This is a genomic window from Advenella alkanexedens (assembly GCF_019132845.1).
In the GTDB taxonomy this organism is placed as follows: domain Bacteria; phylum Pseudomonadota; class Gammaproteobacteria; order Burkholderiales; family Burkholderiaceae_B; genus Advenella; species Advenella alkanexedens.
Map to the genome: position 1 here is coordinate 49,731 of NZ_JAHSPR010000004.1, position 18,590 is coordinate 68,320.

General features: G+C 50.9%; 17 protein-coding genes. 11 read left to right on the plus strand and 6 right to left on the minus strand.

Annotation, left to right across the window (positions count from 1 at the left end):
• Positions 1-9: 9 nt before the first annotated feature.
• Together KU392_RS06390 and KU392_RS06395 are read right to left on the minus strand one after the other, a co-directional pair.
• On the minus strand, positions 10-924 hold the full coding sequence (locus KU392_RS06390) for a polyprenyl synthetase family protein (protein WP_169295059.1): 915 nt from the start codon (positions 922-924) through the stop codon (positions 10-12).
• Positions 925-927: 3 nt separating this feature from the next.
• Complete coding sequence (locus tag KU392_RS06395; RefSeq protein ID WP_169295060.1) at positions 928-1,176, minus strand: exodeoxyribonuclease VII small subunit; 249 nt, start codon at positions 1,174-1,176, stop codon at positions 928-930.
• A 259-nt stretch (positions 1,177-1,435) separates the two neighbouring features.
• On the opposite strand from KU392_RS06395, the gene KU392_RS06400 reads away from it, so the two are divergent.
• Positions 1,436-2,578, plus strand: a complete 1,143-nt coding sequence (locus KU392_RS06400) for an aromatic ring-hydroxylating oxygenase subunit alpha (RefSeq protein ID WP_169295061.1) — start codon at positions 1,436-1,438, stop codon at positions 2,576-2,578.
• 112 nt (positions 2,579-2,690) lie between these two features.
• Here KU392_RS06400 and KU392_RS06405 read toward each other — a convergent pair whose 3' ends face one another.
• Together KU392_RS06405 and KU392_RS06410 are read right to left on the minus strand one after the other, a co-directional pair.
• Positions 2,691-3,536, minus strand: a complete 846-nt coding sequence (locus tag KU392_RS06405) for a sulfurtransferase (protein WP_169295062.1) — start codon at positions 3,534-3,536, stop codon at positions 2,691-2,693.
• 35 nt (positions 3,537-3,571) lie between these two features.
• Complete coding sequence (locus tag KU392_RS06410; RefSeq protein ID WP_169295063.1) at positions 3,572-4,453, minus strand: DMT family transporter; 882 nt, start codon at positions 4,451-4,453, stop codon at positions 3,572-3,574.
• Positions 4,454-4,648: 195 nt separating this feature from the next.
• Between KU392_RS06410 and htpX the strand changes: the two genes are divergently transcribed.
• The gene (gene htpX, locus KU392_RS06415) at positions 4,649-5,530 is read left to right on the plus strand and encodes a protease HtpX (RefSeq protein ID WP_169295064.1); all 882 of its coding nucleotides are present in this window, start codon (positions 4,649-4,651) and stop codon (positions 5,528-5,530) included.
• A 156-nt stretch (positions 5,531-5,686) separates the two neighbouring features.
• On the opposite strand, the gene polA is transcribed toward htpX, so the two are convergent.
• Positions 5,687-8,407 (minus strand): DNA polymerase I, encoded by a 2,721-nt coding sequence (gene polA / locus KU392_RS06420; protein ID WP_217734907.1) that lies wholly within the window; start codon positions 8,405-8,407, stop codon positions 5,687-5,689.
• On the opposite strand from polA, the gene KU392_RS06425 reads away from it, so the two are divergent.
• A complete protein-coding gene (locus tag KU392_RS06425; RefSeq protein ID WP_169295066.1) occupies positions 8,406-9,074 on the plus strand; it encodes an LOG family protein in 669 nt (222 codons plus the stop codon). The genes polA and KU392_RS06425 overlap by 2 nt on opposite strands.
• 50 nt (positions 9,075-9,124) lie before the next feature.
• Here KU392_RS06425 and KU392_RS06430 read toward each other — a convergent pair whose 3' ends face one another.
• Positions 9,125-9,403, minus strand: coding sequence for a hypothetical protein (locus KU392_RS06430; RefSeq protein WP_217734908.1), 279 nt, complete (start codon positions 9,401-9,403; stop codon positions 9,125-9,127).
• A 190-nt stretch (positions 9,404-9,593) separates the two neighbouring features.
• On the opposite strand from KU392_RS06430, the gene KU392_RS06435 reads away from it, so the two are divergent.
• The 8 genes from KU392_RS06435 to KU392_RS06470 all read left to right on the plus strand — a co-directional run bounded on the left by KU392_RS06435 (position 9,594) and on the right by KU392_RS06470 (position 18,546).
• Positions 9,594-10,319, plus strand: coding sequence for a helix-turn-helix transcriptional regulator (locus tag KU392_RS06435; RefSeq protein WP_217734909.1), 726 nt, complete (start codon positions 9,594-9,596; stop codon positions 10,317-10,319).
• Between the two features lie 158 nt (positions 10,320-10,477).
• Complete coding sequence (leuS, locus tag KU392_RS06440) at positions 10,478-13,135, plus strand: leucine--tRNA ligase (protein WP_217734910.1); 2,658 nt, start codon at positions 10,478-10,480, stop codon at positions 13,133-13,135.
• 7 nt (positions 13,136-13,142) lie between these two features.
• Entirely contained in the window at positions 13,143-13,724 is a 582-nt protein-coding gene (locus KU392_RS06445; RefSeq protein WP_217734911.1) for an LPS-assembly lipoprotein LptE, read from the plus strand.
• Position 13,725: 1 nt separating this feature from the next.
• Positions 13,726-14,778, plus strand: a complete 1,053-nt coding sequence (holA, locus tag KU392_RS06450) for a DNA polymerase III subunit delta (protein ID WP_217734912.1) — start codon at positions 13,726-13,728, stop codon at positions 14,776-14,778.
• Positions 14,779-14,800: 22 nt separating this feature from the next.
• Positions 14,801-16,063: a glutamate-5-semialdehyde dehydrogenase gene (locus KU392_RS06455; protein ID WP_217734913.1), complete on the plus strand. Its 1,263-nt coding sequence runs from the start codon at positions 14,801-14,803 to the stop codon at positions 16,061-16,063.
• A gap of 9 nt (positions 16,064-16,072) precedes the next feature.
• Positions 16,073-16,495, plus strand: a complete 423-nt coding sequence (locus KU392_RS06460; protein WP_169295073.1) for a CopD family protein — start codon at positions 16,073-16,075, stop codon at positions 16,493-16,495.
• 12 nt (positions 16,496-16,507) lie between these two features.
• Positions 16,508-18,052: a THUMP domain-containing class I SAM-dependent RNA methyltransferase gene (locus KU392_RS06465; protein ID WP_217734914.1), complete on the plus strand. Its 1,545-nt coding sequence runs from the start codon at positions 16,508-16,510 to the stop codon at positions 18,050-18,052.
• 2 nt (positions 18,053-18,054) lie between these two features.
• Entirely contained in the window at positions 18,055-18,546 is a 492-nt protein-coding gene (locus KU392_RS06470; protein WP_169295075.1) for an RDD family protein, read from the plus strand.
• Positions 18,547-18,590 lie beyond the last annotated feature (44 nt).

The window sequence follows — 18,590 nt, forward strand, 5'->3', positions numbered from 1 at the left end:
CGCTTCACATCAATAACTGCGGTGAATAATGAAATCGGCCAACTCTTTGAGTCGAACGGCAGAATCACCTAATGGTTTAATGGCTTCGATAGCCACTTCATACAATTTCCGGGCAAAATCCCGAGACTCTTCAAGACCCATAATCGAGACATAGGTGGGTTTGTTTTCTTCGGCATCCTTGCCAGCTGTTTTACCCAAGCCTTCTGTGTCAACCGTGACATCAAGAATATCATCGACAATCTGGAAGGCCAACCCAATGGCAGAGCCGTATGTTTCCAGCGCACGCCTGGTTTCAGAGGTGGCACCGGTAACAATAGCCCCCAGCAAAACACTGCCTTCGATAAGCGCCCCGGTTTTCAGGCGATGCATGAATTGCAGCTGATCAAGGGTCAGTGTCTGATTAACACTGGCCAAATCAATGGCCTGCCCCCCCACCATTCCCAGGCTGCCAGCTACCCGCCCAAGCACCTGCACAGCCTGTACCACCAGGGCAGGCGCTACCGGCATTTGCGCAAGCTCGGCAAAAGCCAGCGGTTGCAGGGCATCACCCGCCAACATCGCAGTAGCCTCACCAAACCGCACATGCACCGTAGGTTGCCCCCTGCGCAGGACATCATTATCCATGCAGGGTAAATCATCATGAACCAGGGAGTAAGCATGAATCAGTTCAACGGCCGCGGCAGCCTTGTCAAGCGCATGGCTATATGAATCTATCGCAACGCCCTGTTGCAAGGCAGCCCTTCCTGCCGCATAGACCAGCGTGGCACGAATTCTTTTGCCCCCCCCCAAGGTGGCATAGCGCATGGCTTCATGCAACTCGAGCGGTACCTCGTTAGCACCGGGAAGCGCCTTCTCGAGTGCCGTTTCCACATTGTTGACACAAGCAAGCAGCCAGTCCTGAAAACACATTGAACCTGTACTCATTGTCTATTCAACCTCGATTTGTGCCGGGCGCAACAAATTGTTCTGAAGCACCTGCACCTGTTGTTCCGCGGCATCCAGGCGCTCCTGACAAACCCGCGCCAGCGCCACCCCCCTTTCATAGGCTTTCAAAGAGGCTTCCAGGGAAAGCACATCGCTTTCCATTGACTGTACAATCTCTTCAAGCTCTTTCAGGGCAGACTCAAAATCCTTAGGCAAATCAATGACATCCAGTTTTTCGGTTGATTCTGACAAGGGGCACTCCAGAAAAATTCAAATAATCTGGTATTGTACGAAATCATGGCCTGCCAAGGGCCATATTTTAAGAGTTTTACGTATTTTTCAATCTGCGCCTTTTTTACGAGCCCAAAAAAATAATAACCTCCCTTACTTTTTTTATTATTAAGGCATTGAATTTTCTGTACAATTTAGCGCTACTTTCTATTTCAACAATTTGCCGGCTCATGACCCTTGGTGAGGCGGCTTTATTATATATAAGCGGGGGATCCACAAAATGTCAGTAATTGCATCCATGAAACATGTTGAACCGGCGCAAACCCAATTACCGGTACATGTTTATTTTGACGAAAACGTCTTTGCCAGGGAACAGGAACAAATTTTCAGACAGTCCGCCTGTTATGTGGGGAACGAGAAAATGGTACCCAACATCGGAGACTGGAGAACCCTGGTTCAGGAACAGGCCGGACGAATTCTGGTTCGCAACAAAAACGGCCCCGAATTGTTATCCAACGTTTGCCGCCACCGCCAGGCCATCATGCTGGGCGGGGAAGCCGGCAATGTAACCGGTGCCGTCAAGAATCATGGCAATCTGCAAGAAAATGGTGGCAATATTGTCTGCCCCCTGCACCGCTGGACTTATGACAACCAGGGAACCTTGCTGGGCGCTCCGCAATTTGGCGAAAAACCTTGCAAAAACCTGCAAAGATTCCCGCTGTCAAACTGTCATGGCCTGCTTTTTGAAGGCCCGCGCGACCCTGCGACGGATCTTGCCCGGCTTTTTTCCAAGCCCGAGTTCGATTTTTCCGATTACGTTCTGGATCATGTCGAAGTACATGAGTGCAACTATAACTGGAAAACCTTCATTGAAGTCTACCTCGAAGACTACCATGTTGCGCCCTTTCATCCTGGATTGGGCAAATTCGTCACCTGTGACGATCTTCAGTGGGAGTTCGCAGACTGGTTCAGTGCGCAACATGTAGGCACCCATCAGGCGCTGGCCAATCCCGGATCCGAGGTCTATAAAAAATGGCACAATGAGTTGCTTAAGTTCCGCCAGGGCGAGCAACCCGACTTTGGCGCCATCTGGGTCACTTACTATCCCACCCACATGATAGAGCTTTACCCCCATGTGCTGGTTTTATCCACGCTGTATCCTGTCAACCCACAAAAAACCGTCAACATCGTCGAGTTTTATTATCCCGAAGAAATCGTCATGTTTGAGCGCGATTTTATCGAAGCCCAGCGGGCCGCCTATATGGAAACCGCGATTGAAGATGATGAGATTGCCGAGCGCATGGATGCCGGTCGCCTGGCCCTGCTCAAACGCAACACCAGCGAAACAGGCCCATACCAGTCTCCACTGGAAGATGGCATGCAACATTTTCATGAGTGGTACAACCGCATCATGAATCATTAATTAGCCGGTCACAGAAAAAAATCATTTTAAACTTAAAAAATACCCCCCCCTTGAAAGGAAACCGCTTTCAAGGGTTTTTTTATCGGTGCATGTAATTGCGCGTATTTAATGCCTAGCCAACCGCAACAGGCCTGGAACTGTCACTGCACCATTCGCTCCAGGACCCGGGGTAAAGCGCAGATCCCGTTAAACCCGCCACTTCCATGGCCAGCAGGTTATGGCAGGCACTGATTCCGGAACCACACTGGTGAACAATCTGCTCCGGCTTGTTGTTGCCAAGCAATTGTGCAAAACCGGACTTAAGCTCGTCAACGGGAAGAAAGAAACCATCACTATCCAGATTACGGGAAAATGGCCAATTTATCGCTCCGGGAATATGCCCGGCAACTGGATCAATGGTTTCATTTTCACCACGGAAACGGTTTTCAGCACGCGCATCGATAACCGTAAAAACAGGCTGATTGATATTGGCCAGTACCGCATTGGCATCCACCACCGGCATGCCAGTGGCCCCAGACTCCCACACAACAGGCGCACGCGGTGCCGGTTTTTCACGCTCAATATCACCGCTAATCTGGCCCCAGGCACTCCAGCCACCGTTAAGCACCCTGACCTTGGTGCAACCCGCCCAGCGCAACATCCACCATAAATGAGCGGCAAACATGCTGTCCCTGGCGTCATAGACCACAATATTGGCCTGAGGATCAATACCCAGGTTACCTAGTAACCGGATAAACTCCTCACGTTCAGGCAAGGGATGCCGCCCATTTTTTCCTGTTTTGAGCCCGCACAGGTCAATTTCATGATCAAGGAAAATGGCGCCCGGAATATGTCCCTCGAGATATTGCTCCCTGCCCAACTGATGGTTGGCCAGATCATGCCTGGCATCCAGGAGAATCAGGCTATCATCATCATTTAATAAATCTTGCAACTCGAGTGCTGAAATTAAGGGTTCCACTTTCTTGCTCCAGATAGTTCAAAAAATCATCAAATTCAGGTCTCAGCCATTTTTTTCCGGGATCGGGCTGCCTCTGCCAGTTGCATGGTTCTCCAGGCAGACAGCAGTCCGGCCAAAATAATCAGCCCCATGCCTATCCAGGCCAGCAAATCGGGGATATCTCCCCAGAAAACGATACCCAGTATAGCTGCAAATATAATGGTACTGTATTGCAAAGCCGCAGTCAGAATCGGAGAACCCTGACCAAAGGCACGGGTAAGTGCAAGCTGTCCGATCAGTCCGCTAACGCCCACCCCGAAAAGTGCCAGCCAGGTGGTGAGATTGGGTTCCCCATAACCATGCGCCTTCAAGCCAAGAAAACCGGTTAACACCACAATCAGTGAAAAGTAGAAAACGGTTCTCCAGATCGGCTCTCCAATTGCCCCCAACGCTTTGATCTGCAACATGGCTATACCCCCAAATGCCCCAGACATCAGGCCCAGTGAAGCAGCAAACCACTGGTCTTCAGTGATGCTGGGGCGCAACACCAGCAACACCCCCAGAAAACCCAAAATGACCGACAGCAGACGCAGCGAATCTTTCGGGCCCTTGTTGCTGAAAAACACATAACCGGCAATAAACAGCGGAGAGGTATAGTTAAGACTGGCACTGGTTGATAACGGCAGGACGGAATAACCATAAAACCCCATCCACAGGGACGTTACGCCAAACAGATTACGTAAAACATGCAATTTAACACTTTTCGGCTTCAGGGACTGGTGGCTTAACAGCGCCCACAACACAATCGCTACAATGGAAGGCAACCCGCGGGCTATCACAACAAGAGGCAGGCTTGAGCCCATCTCATAAGACAGCTTGATACAAGTACCCATAATGGCGAACATCAATGCCGCCAGCAGCATCCACAACGATTGCATAGCCTATCTGACCCTGAAAGGAACATTCTGAAATAAGAAAATCATCATTCTATACCCAAGGTCCCTTTAAATGACGGGAAATCACCTTATATAATTATTAAACAAATCAATATCGCTGTATTAATCATTTTATTTAAACTATATTATGATGCAGCTCATTTCCGAAAACAGTTAGATTAAAAGACTTAAACCCTTATGAAACGCATTTTTCTATTTCTTATGACCAACCTGGCCGTTATGGTTGTGCTGGGTGTCACGCTAAATATCCTGGGCATCAACCGCTTCATCACGGCTGAAGGCCTGGACATGACGCAATTGCTGGCCTTCTCTGCCGTTGTCGGCTTTACCGGCTCCATCATCTCCCTGCTAATTAGCAAACCCATGGCAAAATGGAGCACGGGTGCCCGCGTCATTAACCCTGCCGCTCCCGCCAACAGCACGGAAGCCTGGCTGGTTGATACCGTTCATCAACTGGCCGACCGTGCGGGCATTGGCCATCCTGAAGTGGCCATTTATGAAGGAGATCCGAATGCCTTTGCCACCGGTGCCTTCAAAAATGATGCGCTGGTAGCCGTTTCCACCGGCCTGCTCAACAGCATGACCGAGGAAGAGGTCGCCGCAGTTCTGGGCCACGAAGTCGCCCACGTGGCCAATGGTGACATGGTAACGCTTACGCTTATTCAGGGTGTCGTCAATACCTTTGTCGTTTTCCTGTCACGCATTGTGGGTTATGTCGTTGACCGGGTCATCCTGAAAAATGAACGTGATGTCGGAATTGGTTACTACATTTCCGTCATCGTCTGTGAGATTGTCTTTGGCATCCTGGCTTCCATCATTGTTGCCTGGTTCTCCCGTCAGCGTGAATACCGTGCCGATGCCGGCGCGGCCCAGCTCCTGGGCTCAGCCGACCCGATGATTCATGCCCTTGCCCGTCTGGGCGGCCTCACCCCCGGTGAACTGCCCCAGCAATTGAACGCTTCGGGCATTAGTGGCAAAGTCAATGTGGCTGCCCTGTTCTCCACCCACCCGCCTATCGAGCACCGTATCAATGCATTGCGTGCCCGGGTTGTCAAATAAATAATTACCCGCTCTATCACGCTTTGGGCGCAATCGTACCCAAAGCGTTGGCAACTCAACCAACGCAAAAAAACAGCGCTCCGGCTTATAAACCGGAGCGCTGTTTTATCATGGTACAGACAAAGCATATCGGCTTTGAGCCTGTCTACGGCCTATTTAATGGGCCTGCTCCCAATTGGGACCCATCCCCACTTCAGCCACCAACGGCACCTTCAGCTCCGCCACGCCACACATAAGTTCAGGCAACCTGGACTTGACCAAATCCACTTCATCTTGCGGCACTTCCAGCACCAATTCATCATGCACCTGCATGATGATCATGGTTTTCAGGTTTTCCTTTTCTATCCATTCCTGCACGGCCACCATGGCCATTTTAATCAGGTCAGCCGCCGTGCCCTGCATGGGCGCGTTAATGGCCGCCCTTTCTGCCGCTGCTTTACGTGGCCCTTTGGCCCCCTTGATTTCAGGCAACCACAGACGCCGCCCGAAAACGGTTTCCACATACCCCTGCTCATTGGCCTTGGCCCGGGTAAGGTCCATGTAAGTAGCCACACCGGGATAGCGTTCAAAATAACGGTCAATGTAAGATTGCGCCGCATCACGAGTAATACCCAGGTTGCTGGCCAATCCAAATGCCCCCATACCGTAAATCAGACCAAAGTTAATGGCCTTGGCAGCACGACGCTGCTCAGCGGTTACTTCGTCCAGTGGCGTACCAAACACTTCGGATGCAGTTGCCCGGTGAATATCCTTGCCTTGGGCGAACGCCAATTGCAGGTTGGCATCATCCGACACATGCGCCATCACTCGCAACTCAATTTGTGAGTAGTCAGCCGACATAATGACGCCCCCTTTTTCGGGCACAAAAGCGGTTCTGACCCGGCGCCCTTCCTCGGTACGCACCGGAATATTCTGCAAGTTGGGATCGGAAGAAGCCAGACGACCTGTAATGACCGCGGCCTGCGCATAATTGGTATGCACCCGGCCGGTTTTGGGGTTGATCATTTTGGGTAATTTGTCGGTATAGGTGGATTTAAGCTTGGCCAGCCCACGGTACTCCAGCAAAGTGGCCGGCAACGGGTAATCCTGGGCCAGCTTGGTTAACACTTCTTCGTCGGTTGAGGGTGCCCCCTTGGGCGTTTTGCGGATAACCGGCAATTGCATGCGTTCAAATAAAATTTCGGCCAGCTGCTTGGGCGAGTTCAGATTAAACGGCTGACCCGCCAATTCGTATGCTTTATTTTCCAACTCCAACAGCTTCAAACCAATTTCATGGCTTTGCTGCTGCAAGGCTTTTTCATCAATCTTGACACCATTACGCTCGATTTTGGCCAACACTTCAGAAACCCACATCTCAAGCCGGTAAATCCGGTCAAGTCCTTCTTCAGCCACCACCAAAGGACGCATCAGACCAGCCAACTGCAAGGTGAAATCGGTATCTTCGCAGGCGTAAAAAGAGGCTTTTTCAATTTCAACCTCATCAAAACCGATCTGACGGGCACCCTTGCCACATAAATCCGTGTAATCCACCCCTTTGCGCCCCAGATAACGCTGCGCCAGGTCTTGCATGCCAACACTGCGATGGGATTCGAGCACATATGCCATCAACATGGTGTCGTCCTGTATCCCTTTTAACGCAATACCTTCATTGGCAAATACATGCGTGTCATATTTGGCGTTTTGCAGCACCTTGGCCGCATTGTCGTCTTCCAGCCATGGCCGCAGTTTTTCAAGCACCATGGCTTTATCCAGTTGCTGGGCCAACATATTCCCTTTATGGGCCAGCGGAATATACCACCCCTGCCCTGGATGAATGGACATGGAAGTCCCCACCAGCGATGCCACCATCGGGTCCAGCGAAGTGGTTTCGGTATCCAGTGCCACCAACGAAGCGGCCTGGATCTGTGCCAGACAATCTTCCAGCAATTCGGGCGTATCCACCGTCACGTAATCGACGGTTTCCGGTGCCTCGGGAATATCATGGGCAACCCTGGCATCCTGTTGCGGCACGGCCTGGTCATCACCGGTCAACTCACGTAACCAGGTACGGAATCCAAAATGATCGTAAATTTCCCTGAGTGTTTCCGAATCCTGTGGCTTGCGCGCCAAATCAGACATATCGGTAAAAAAATCATCAATTTCACAATCACGCTTGATGGTGATCAGCCGACGGGTAAGTGCAAAATTGGGAATGGCTTCACGCAGGTTATTGCCAACAACCCCTTTTATCTTATCGGCATTTTCAACCAGCTTATCAAGAGAGCCGTATTCACTGAGCCACTTGACCGCCGTTTTCGGTCCCACTTTTGGCACCCCGGGTACATTATCCACCGAATCACCAATCAGCATCAAATAATCGATAATTTGCTCGGGTAACACGCCAAATTTGCTTTTCACCCCTTCCACATCCAGCGTTTCATTGGTCATTGTATTAACAATACTGACATGCCCATTAACCAGCTGGGCGATATCCTTATCCCCTGTTGAAATAATGGTCTTGACATCATTTTGTGTCGCAATTTCTGCTAAAGTGGCAATAATGTCATCCGCCTCGACCCCGGGCTTTGCAATGACAGGCCACCCCATGGCGCTGATGGCCTTGTGAATGGGCGCTATTTGCAAAGCAAGGTCATCAGGCATGGGAGGACGATGCCCTTTGTACTCAGGATACAAATCATCACGAAATGTTTTGCCTTTTGCATCAAAAATGCAGGCAACATAATCAGCCTGGTAATCCTGGTTGATTTTGCGCATCATATTGATGACACCATAAATGGCACCGGTTGGCTCACCCAATGCATTTCTTAAATCAGGCATTGCATGGAAAGCCCGGTACAAATAGCTAGATCCATCAACAAGTAATAAGGTTTTTTTCATGTCAGTAACAAAAGCAGCGACCATCCAGGGACAAATCAGGGAAATTTCCGCTGAATTGCAAGATGCCGCCGATCATTTAAAAGATATTTCAGCAGCTGTAAGTATATTCGGAAGTGCCCGCACAAAAACAGATTCTCCTTACTATCGTAAAACGATTGAGATCAGCCAAAAACTGGCACAGACCGGATTCCATATTATTTCAGGCGGAGGTCCCGGCATTATGGAGGCCGCCAACAAGGGCTGTTTTGAAGCGGGTGGCACCAGCATTGGGCTCAACATCAAGCTCCCGCACGAACAGAAAGACAATCCGTTTCAGTCACAAAGCATTTATTTCAAATATTTCGTTTCAAGAAAAACCACATTTTTCATGAACAGCTCTGGCTATATCATTTTACCGGGCGGGTTTGGCACCCTTGATGAGCTCTTCGAAGCGCTTACCCTGATCCAGACCGGAAAAGCCCATAAAGCCCCCATTATTTTGGTGGGCACCGAATTCTGGGATGGTCTGCTGCAATGGATAAAAAAACAAATGCTGGGCAACCACTATATTTCACCCAGCGATATGGATCTGTTCGTGGTTGAAGACGACCCGGACCGCATCGTCGCCCTCCTCCAGGCCCATCACCAACAACATCTGGAAGAAAAATTCCAGCTTGGGCTGTGCTAATTCCACTTCAGGATAGCATCTGAATTCATAAACGCCCGAACGGGCGTTTTTTAATTTGCGGTACCGGCCTGATCCCCGGTGTCCGTTTGCGGGGGACGGCACACGACATAAGCGACCGGCACGTCTTCCTCTCTTATTTCGCTCTCCATCACCCTCCCCGACAATGTATTGACACAGCGGTCTGTCATTTTCTGCAGGCACACACTTTCATTCTGATAACAGGGAAGAATAAGATGGGCATCGGTCTTCTCATATAAAATTTCACCGCTGCCACATCCCGTCAACAAAACAGCCACCATCCCGGCCACCTGCGCTTTGCTCAATTGCACGTCTGCTCTCCTGTTTATTTTCCTGAACAGAAAAATCATTTTCAAATAATTCACTAATGCTCATCATTTCAATTTATTTATTGAAATAAATCAAACAAACAGACATTATCGGGCTCACATCACTGCTTGCAGGCTAATATTAACAAAAATTAACCATGCATAACATATATTGTCAAAAAGAGAAACAAGAATGACAACCGATAAAAACCTTGATGCCGTCTTTGATCCATTTGACCAAATAGAACAGCAGGCGTTTTTAGAACAATCATTGCAAAAGGCCGATTTTGAATATTATATTTATATCCAGAACACGCCTTTTCCCTTCAATAATACCGAATCACAATTCCTGTGCGCCAGCAATCTGCCCCATTCAAGCCTGAAAAACCTGCAGGATGGCATTGTGCTCAATAAAAACCCACTGGCCTGCCTCAACAACGACTCAACAGCCCATTACCAAACATTCTCCTGGAACAGACATGCGCTTTCCAATCCTCCCGAGCTGACCAGACTGCTTAAAGACTTCCCACAATTACACGGCCTGCATTTTCCGTGCCAGAATATTTCCGGCCATAAAAAAAACTCCCTAACCCTGCTCAGGGCCTGCCATCCTGTTTCGACGCAGGAAATCAGGCAAAACCTGTTCCCCCTAAGGCATCTGGTTTTTTCCGCCCGCTATTTGATCAGACAAAATCTCATCAGTCATTATTTGAACACCATGCATCCAACCCTCCCACCACGGCAAATGGAAATAAGCCGGTGTATCGTGGCAGACATGAGCAATAACGATATTGCCAGGCTGCTTCGAATCAAGAACGAAACCGTGACCTATCACGTAAGACAGATTCTCAGAAACACAAACTCCAGTCGCCGAACGACAGGAGCGTTCAAGGCACTATTGCCGGAATTGATCACCTAAATACCCTGCGCCACTGAAGGCACTGCCCGCAACCCTGTCCTGGCCCCTTTATTTCTATTCAATCCCAAGTGGCAAAACAACCTACTTAAATCAGTAAAGACTTATAATAATACGTTTTACGGGATTTATCCCTGGCCCATTTTTTACCGCAGAAAGTCATGTTGGAACAATATAACCCACTAAAAGTAGAACAAAACGCTCAACGCAACTGGCAAGATGCCAATGCCTATCTGGTCAGCGAGCATGCCAAAGACAGCAACGGCAACGACAAACCCAAGTTTTATGCCTGCTCCATGCTGCCCTACCCTAGCGGCAAGCTGCATATGGGCCATGTCCGTAACTACACCATCAACGATATGATGGCGCGCCAGCTGCGCATGCGTGGATTCAACGTACTCATGCCCATGGGCTGGGACGCTTTCGGCATGCCGGCCGAAAATGCTGCCATCAAATCAAAGGTCCCTCCCGCAAAATGGACTTACGACAACATTGCCTACATGAAAAAACAAATGCAGGCAATGGGACTGGCCATCGACTGGTCACGCGAAATGTGTGCCTGCGACCCCGATTACTACAAATGGAACCAATGGTTCTTCCTGAAAATGCTTGAAAAAGGCATTGCCTACCGTAAAACCCAAACCGTTAACTGGGATCCGGTCGACAATACCGTGCTGGCCAATGAACAGGTCATTGATGGACGCGGCTGGCGCTCGGGTGCACTGGTTGAAAAACGTGAAATTCCCGGCTACTACCTGCGCATTACCGACTACGCCGAAGAACTGCTGCATGAAGTCAAGCACAATCTGCCCGGCTGGCCCGAGCGCGTACGCCTGATGCAGGAAAACTGGATCGGCAAAAGCGAAGGGGTCCGTTTTGCCTTTACCCATGACATCAAAAACAATGAAGGCCAGCTTATTCAGGATGGACGCATGTATGTGTTCACCACCCGCCCCGACACCATCATGGGCGTTACCTTCTGTGCGGTTGCCCCCGAGCACCCGCTGGCTACCCATGCCGCGCAAAACAACCCCGACCTGGCGGCCTTCATCGAAACCTGCAAGCTGGGTGGCACAACCGAGGTCGAAATGGCCACCCGTGAAAAAGAAGGGTTGCCCACCGGCCTGTACGTGACCCACCCCATTACCAATGAACAGATTGAAATCTGGGTTGGTAATTATGTCCTCATGAGCTACGGTGATGGCGCCGTCATGGGCGTACCTGCCCACGATGAGCGGGATTTCGCTTTTGCACTGAAATACCGGTTGCCGATCAAACAAGTCATCTCGGTTCAGGACAAACCCTACTCAACCGAACAATGGCAGGAATGGTATGCCGACAAACAAAACGGCATTGTCATCAACTCAGGCCAGTTCAACGGCCTTAACCACCAACAGGCTGTCGATGCCGTTGCCGAAGTACTTTCCGGCAAGGGTCTGGGCGAAAAGCAAACCACCTGGCGCCTGCGTGACTGGGGCATTTCCCGTCAACGTTACTGGGGTACCCCCATTCCCATCATCCATTGCGCAGACTGCGGTCCGGTTCCCGTACCCGAAAAAGACCTGCCAGTCAGACTGCCCGAAGAGCTGATTCCCGATGGCAGTGGCAATCCGCTTAACAAGCACGAAGCATTCCTGTCTTGCGCCTGCCCCAAATGTGGCAAGCCTGCCCGTCGCGAAACCGACACCATGGATACTTTCATCGACTCCTCCTGGTACTTCATGCGGTACACTTCGCCCGGCAACAACAATGCCATGGTTGATGCCCGCAACGACTACTGGATGCCGATGGACCAATACATTGGCGGCATTGAACACGCCGTGCTGCATTTGCTGTATGCCCGCTTCTGGACCAAAGTCATGCGCGACATGGGCCTGGTCAAATTTGACGAGCCTTTCAAGAAACTGCTTTGCCAGGGTATGGTGCTTAACCACATCTACTCTCGCAAAAACGAAAAAGGTGGTATTGAATATTTCTGGCCAGAAGAAGTTGAAAATATTTACAACGAAAAAGGCAGCATTATCGGTGCCCGCCTGATCAAGGACAACTCACCGGTCGACTACGGCGGCATTGGCACTATGTCCAAGTCCAAAAACAACGGGGTAGACCCGCAAGCCCTTATCGACACCTTGGGTGCCGATACCGCCCGTCTGTTTGTCATGTTTACCAGCCCCCCAGAACAAACACTGGAATGGTCCGACTCCGGTGTGGAAGGCTCTCACCGTTTCCTCAAGCGTTTGTGGGCCATGGCTTATAACCACAAAGAAATTATTAGCCGTGCACCTGCCACTGCCCCCGACTGGAGCAACGCACCCAAGGCCGTGAAAGAACTGCGCCGGATCGCTTACTCCCTGCTCAAGCAGGCCAATTACGACTACGAGCGCATTCAATACAACACCGTGGTTTCTGCCAACATGAAACTGCTCAATGCGATTGAAGACGCCAAACTCGAAGCCGGTCCCGAAGCCGATGCCGCCATCAAGGAAGTAATCTGCATTCTGCTGCGCATGCTTTACCCTGTGGTTCCGCATATTACCTGGCATCTGTGGAATGAGCTTGGCTATGCCCAGCAGCACGGTGACCTGCTTGATGCACCATGGCCGGAACTTGACGAACAGGCGCTGATTGCCGATGAAATTGAAATGATGCTGCAAATCAATGGAAAACTGCGCGGCTCGGTTAACGTACCTAACGGAGCCCCCAAGGAAGACATTGAAAAACTGGCAATGGCACATCATTCAGTAGAGAAATTCCTTGAAGGCCGTGCGCCCAAAAGGATCATCATTGTTCCCGGCAAGCTGATCAACATTGTAGGATAAGTAAAAAATGCAGACACAAGCACGCTTCATCTTCCCACATACCAAACGTGTACAACTGTTACTGGCAGCAGGTGTTCTGCTGTGTCTGCTCATTGCCGGCTGCGGCTTTAAAATGCGCGGTCCCACACCACTGCCTTTTTCCACCCTGTATACCAATATCCCGCAAAACTCCGCCTTTGGCTCAAGAGTCTGGCGTGCCATTCAGGCCAACTCGCCCGGTACGACCGTCACTGCCGATGCTGCCCTGGCACAAGCAAAGCTGATTCAGGAGGATTTTAGCCGCTCACAGCGTGAGGTTTCCCTGGACGCCCAGGGTAAGGTCGAGGAATACGAACTCAACCTGGTTCTGACCTTCAGCATGACAGACAGTCATGGCAATGAACTGATCCCAACCTCACGGATTGAGGCCACCCGCCAGCTGCCTTACGATGAAGATGATGCATCAGCCAAGCAGGAAGAAATGGCACAATTGTATACAGACATGGAAAAAAGCATCGCAGACCGCCTGATCCGTCGCATTACATCCCCGGATGTCATCACGACCTATCTGCAACATAACCCGACGCCGGGTTTTGTACCTGCGCAGTAGTATGGGGCAAACCTTTAATCATGATTCGTTTGCCAGTCATATTATCCAGTCTGCTACCGCACTGGATACGCTTTATTGTGTCTGCTCCGATGAACTCTTGCTACGCAATGAAACCGTTGACAGCATACGTCAGGCCTGCCGGGACAAAGGGTATAACGAACGAACCAGCCTCATTCTTGACGCCAATGGCAACTGGAATGCCATTCAGGAATGCACCCAAAGCATTTCCCTGTTTGGCGATCTGAAAATCCTGGAAATCACCATTCCCACCGGCAAACCCGGTAAAACCGGTGCCACGGCACTTATCAATCTTGCAGCACAGGTCCAGAAAGGTGAAATTACCGACACCATTATCGTTATCAGCCTGCCCAAACTGGACAAAACCACGGCCAAAACCAAATGGGCCCAACAGTTGCTGGCAGCCGCTACCGTTGTCAATATTGCCAACATTGATCGCCAGCAATTGCCCGCCTGGATCAAACAACGCCTGAAAAAACAAAATCAGTCTGTCGATGACGCCACGCTTGCCTGGATGACCGACAAGGTAGAAGGCAACCTGTTTGCCGCTCATCAGGAAATTCTCAAGCTGGGTCTGCTATACCCCGAAGGTCAAATCCAGGCGGAAGATATCGAAAAGGCCATTCTGGATGTTGCCCGTTACGATGTTTTTTCCCTGTCCAATGCCATGCTTGAAGGCAATGGACAAAGAACGGTCAGGATGATACAGGGATTGAAAGCCGAAGGCGAGGCGCTGCCGCTGGTACTGGGCGTCATGACCCGGGAAATACGTACCCTGTACACGCTGGCAACTGCCCGTCAGCAAGGTGAAAACATTGCCGGACTATTCAGGCAATTGTATATTTTTCCGCCACGCGATAAATTAATACGTCAGGCACTTGAACGGCTTTCACTCAGGCAATTAATGGGCATGATCCAGCACGCCCATGACATAGACCGCCTTTTCAAGGGCTATCCCGTTAATGGCCGCATGGACGACGCCTGGGAAGAAATTACCCGTCTGGCCTTAAAAGTCGTGAACCCGGCCATTTTATGAATAACAAGGTAGATATTTAACAATGACCCAATCTGTAGATCAGCTCATGGAGCAAATCGGTGCACAGGCCCGCAACGCTTCCAAATACATCATGCAAGCCTGCGATGAACAAAAGTCGGCGGCTTTGCGCTTCATGGCACAGCGTTTGCTTGAAAAGGCCGACTATCTAAAAACCGAAAATGCCAAAGACCTGGAAAATGCCCGCAAGAACAACCTGGAACCTGCCCTGCTTGACCGCCTGACCCTTTCTGACAAGGCCATCGGCTTAATGGCTACCGGACTCAACCAGATTGCCGGCATGGCTGATCCGGTAGGCAGCTTAAGTGCCACACGTGTGCTGCCCAATGGCATCAACATCGCCCAAATGCGCGTACCGCTGGGGGTCATCGGCATCATTTACGAATCGCGCCCCAACGTCACGATTGATGCCGCCGCACTTTGCCTGAAGTCAGGCAATGCAACTATCTTGCGCGGCGGCAGCGAAGCTTTTCATTCAAACCTGGCCTTGGGCAATATCATTCGTGAAGGCCTGGAACACGCCGGCTTGCCTGAAACCGTGGTACAGGTTGTCAGCACCACCGACCGCGCCGCGGTTGGCAAACTGATTACCATGACCGAATACGTGGATGTGATTATTCCCCGGGGTGGCAAAAACCTCATCAAGCGGCTTAGCGAAGAAGCCCGGGTTCCCCTGATCAAGCACCTGGACGGCAACTGTCACATTTATATTGACCAGTACGCTGATCCCGAAAAAGCCTTTCAGATTGCCCTGCATGCCAAAACCTTCCGCTATGGTATTTGTGGCACCATGGAAACCCTGCTGGTGCACGCCAGCATTGCCCAGGATGTATTGCCCCGTCTGGCACAAGCCTATACCGAACATCAGGTAGAGCTGCGCGGCTGCGAAAAAACCCGCTCCCTGATTCCTGCCGTCAAACCGGCCACCGAAGAGGACTGGGATACCGAATACCTGGCACCCATTCTGGCCATCCGCGTGGTGGACAGCCTTGATCAGGCCATCGAGCACATTGCACGGCACAGTTCAGGCCATACAGAATCCATTATTACCGAACGCATTCACGAAGCCAGCCTCTTCCAAAGACAGGTTGACTCAAGCTCGGTCTATGTCAACCTGCCCACCATTTTCGCCGATGGCTTTGAATATGGCCTGGGTGCGGAAATCGGCATTTCCACCAACCGGCTGCATGCCCGCGGACCTGTCGGCCTTGAAGGCCTGACCACTTATAAATGGGTCTTGAACGGTAACGGTCAACTTCGCAAATAAGAGAAAAAAATGTTGTACTTATGGCTTAAAACCCTGCATATCGTTTTTGTCACTTCCTGGTTTGCCGGGTTGTTTTACCTGCCACGCATTTATGTCAACATGGCGCAAACCACAAATCCCGATACGTATCAGGCCATGCTGGGCATGGCTGCCCGCCTGCTGCGTTTCACCAACAAACTGGCCATTCCCGCCGTCATCTTCGGTCTGTGGATGATGATCCAATTCAAAATCGGTCTTACCGACGGCTGGATGCACGCCAAACTGCTTTTGGTCGCTGGTGTGCTTGGCTATCATTACTCCTGCGCCCGTATTTACCGGCAATTCGAACAACACAAAAACACCCGCTCTCATGTTTATTACCGCTGGTTTAACGAGATACCTGTCTTTTTGCTGCTGTTGATCGTTGCGCTGGTCATTATCAAACCTTTTTAAAAAACAATATACATGTCAGAAGACAACACACCACCCCGCAAAAAGCTCGTACTAAAAAAGCCATCCGGCCAAAATGAACAAAGCCCGGCAGGCGAATCCCAAAAGCCGCGCCTGCGTTCAGGGGCACGTGCCCGCAACGTGGCACTGGCCAGTTTTGCCGAGTCCAGCACAAGCGCCGACAAAACCATCAAAAACAAGATTCAGTCACGCCCCCTGCCCCGCACCGCAGGCTATGCCAAGCATCGCCCCAGCCTTGCCGACCGCTTAAGCCGTGGCGCTGAAACCATCGGGCAATTTCCCGATACACAAAAAAACACCCGCAAACCCGCTGTGGTCAAGGGTGACTCGTCCTACGAAGCGTCTAGAAACCCTCGCAAAGAGCCACGCAGACAAAGAACCCAGTACCAGCACACCGAAATATTCCGGGTATTTGCTCCCTGCCCCCAAGGGCTTGAAGACGTCCTGTTCGAGGAAATCAGCGCCCTGGGCTTTGAAAACGTGGAAAAAGGGCGTGCCGGCTGTGCCTTTAGCAGCGACTGGATGGGTATCATGCGGGCCAATCTGTATTCACGATTGGCCACCCGGATTCTGGTACAGGTCTCACATGCTCCCATCATGACCGAAGATGATATTTATGAACTGGCTTATGACACGCCTTGGGAGCAATGGTTTGGTGCTGAACACACGCTACGGGTAGACACCTCTGCCATCAAAAGCCCCATGAAAAGCCTCATGTTCTGTAACCTGAAGGCCAAAGACGGCATTTGCGACCGCCTGCGCGACCGTGAAGGCGAACGTCCCAGTATCGACACTGTCCGCCCCGATGCCAAGGTACACCTGTTCCTGTCCAGCGACAGCGCCACCCTTTACCTGGATACCTCTGGCGAGTCCCTGTTCAAGCGTGGCTGGCGCCTTGACAAAGGCGAAGCTCCACTTCGGGAAAACCTGGCCGCCGGCATTCTGGCCCTTTCAGGCTGGGACCCTTCCATGCCCCTGTATGACCCATTTTGCGGCAGTGGCACCATTCTTATTGAAGCGGCCTGGATTGCCCAGGGCGTGCCGCCCGGCATATCACGCCCGTTTGGCTTCGAACGCCTGCGCAATTTTGACTACCGTCGCTGGAAAGACCTGAAAGCAGATGCGCTAAGCCGCATGGCACCCAGACTGGAAACGCCGTTATATGGGTCTGATATCAACCCGCACGCCATTGCAGCGGCCAAAGACAACCTGCACCGGGCCCGTCTGTCCGATGCCTCCATTTTCTTTGATGTCAAAGATGCCCGCTTTACCCAGGCACCGGCCGAACGTGGCTGGCTGATCACCAACCCACCCTATGGCGAGCGCATGGACCCTGAAGACGACACCCTGTGGCGCGAATGGTCTTCCTGCCTGAAAAAAGAGTTTGCCAACTGGAACGTGCATATTATTTCCAGTGACCTTGACCTGCCCAAAAAACTCAGGCTCAAACCCAAACAGCGCATTCCGCTTTTTAACGGCGCGCTTGACTGCCGCCTGTTTGCCTTTGAAATGGTCAGCGACAGCTATCGGAACAAATAATAATGACTTACCCTGCCAGACTGCGAATTTTTGCCTGCATGATGTACGAAGGCGTACTTTTGTTTGGCCTTGTTTTTTTCGCTTCCTATATTTTTGACACCTTGACCCAAAGCCGTCACGGCCTGATGTACCATGCCCCCCGGCAAGCCCTGCTGTTTTTGGTGATTGGTCTTTACTTCATTACTTCATGGAAGCGCAAAGGGCAGACGCTTCCCATGAAAACCTGGAATATTCTGCTTTGCGATAAAAGCGGGAACAAACCCGGAACAGGCCAGTTAATTTTAAGGTACCTGCTGTGCTGGCCCATTCCCCTGCTGGGTGCCGCAGGCATTTACTTTCTTTCCCAATCCCTGGGCTGGGCCTCGATAACCATGTTCATTATTGTGACGCCCTTCCTGAATTTTGTGTATAGCTGGTTGGACCGTGACGGTTTAATGATGCATGATCGTCTGGCCGGTACTCGTTTAATTAACATAACCGGCAAGCGTATTTAAATGTTAAAATGTGTATATCAGAGTATTTATTTATAGTACTGGTA

Coding starts and splice junctions, on each gene's coding strand:
- KU392_RS06390 (WP_169295059.1), bottom strand. CDS start 924: ATGAGTACAGGTTCAATGTGTTTTCAGGACTGGCTGCTTGCTTGTGTC.
- KU392_RS06400 (WP_169295061.1), top strand. CDS start 1,436: ATGTCAGTAATTGCATCCATGAAACATGTTGAACCGGCGCAAACCCAA.
- KU392_RS06410 (WP_169295063.1), bottom strand. CDS start 4,453: ATGCAATCGTTGTGGATGCTGCTGGCGGCATTGATGTTCGCCATTATG.
- htpX (WP_169295064.1), top strand. CDS start 4,649: ATGAAACGCATTTTTCTATTTCTTATGACCAACCTGGCCGTTATGGTT.
- KU392_RS06425 (WP_169295066.1), top strand. CDS start 8,406: ATGTCAGTAACAAAAGCAGCGACCATCCAGGGACAAATCAGGGAAATT.
- polA (WP_217734907.1), bottom strand. CDS start 8,407: ATGAAAAAAACCTTATTACTTGTTGATGGATCTAGCTATTTGTACCGG.
- KU392_RS06435 (WP_217734909.1), top strand. CDS start 9,594: ATGACAACCGATAAAAACCTTGATGCCGTCTTTGATCCATTTGACCAA.
- leuS (WP_217734910.1), top strand. CDS start 10,478: ATGTTGGAACAATATAACCCACTAAAAGTAGAACAAAACGCTCAACGC.
- KU392_RS06445 (WP_217734911.1), top strand. CDS start 13,143: ATGCAGACACAAGCACGCTTCATCTTCCCACATACCAAACGTGTACAA.
- holA (WP_217734912.1), top strand. CDS start 13,726: ATGGGGCAAACCTTTAATCATGATTCGTTTGCCAGTCATATTATCCAG.
- KU392_RS06455 (WP_217734913.1), top strand. CDS start 14,801: ATGACCCAATCTGTAGATCAGCTCATGGAGCAAATCGGTGCACAGGCC.
- KU392_RS06460 (WP_169295073.1), top strand. CDS start 16,073: ATGTTGTACTTATGGCTTAAAACCCTGCATATCGTTTTTGTCACTTCC.
- KU392_RS06465 (WP_217734914.1), top strand. CDS start 16,508: ATGTCAGAAGACAACACACCACCCCGCAAAAAGCTCGTACTAAAAAAG.
- KU392_RS06470 (WP_169295075.1), top strand. CDS start 18,055: ATGACTTACCCTGCCAGACTGCGAATTTTTGCCTGCATGATGTACGAA.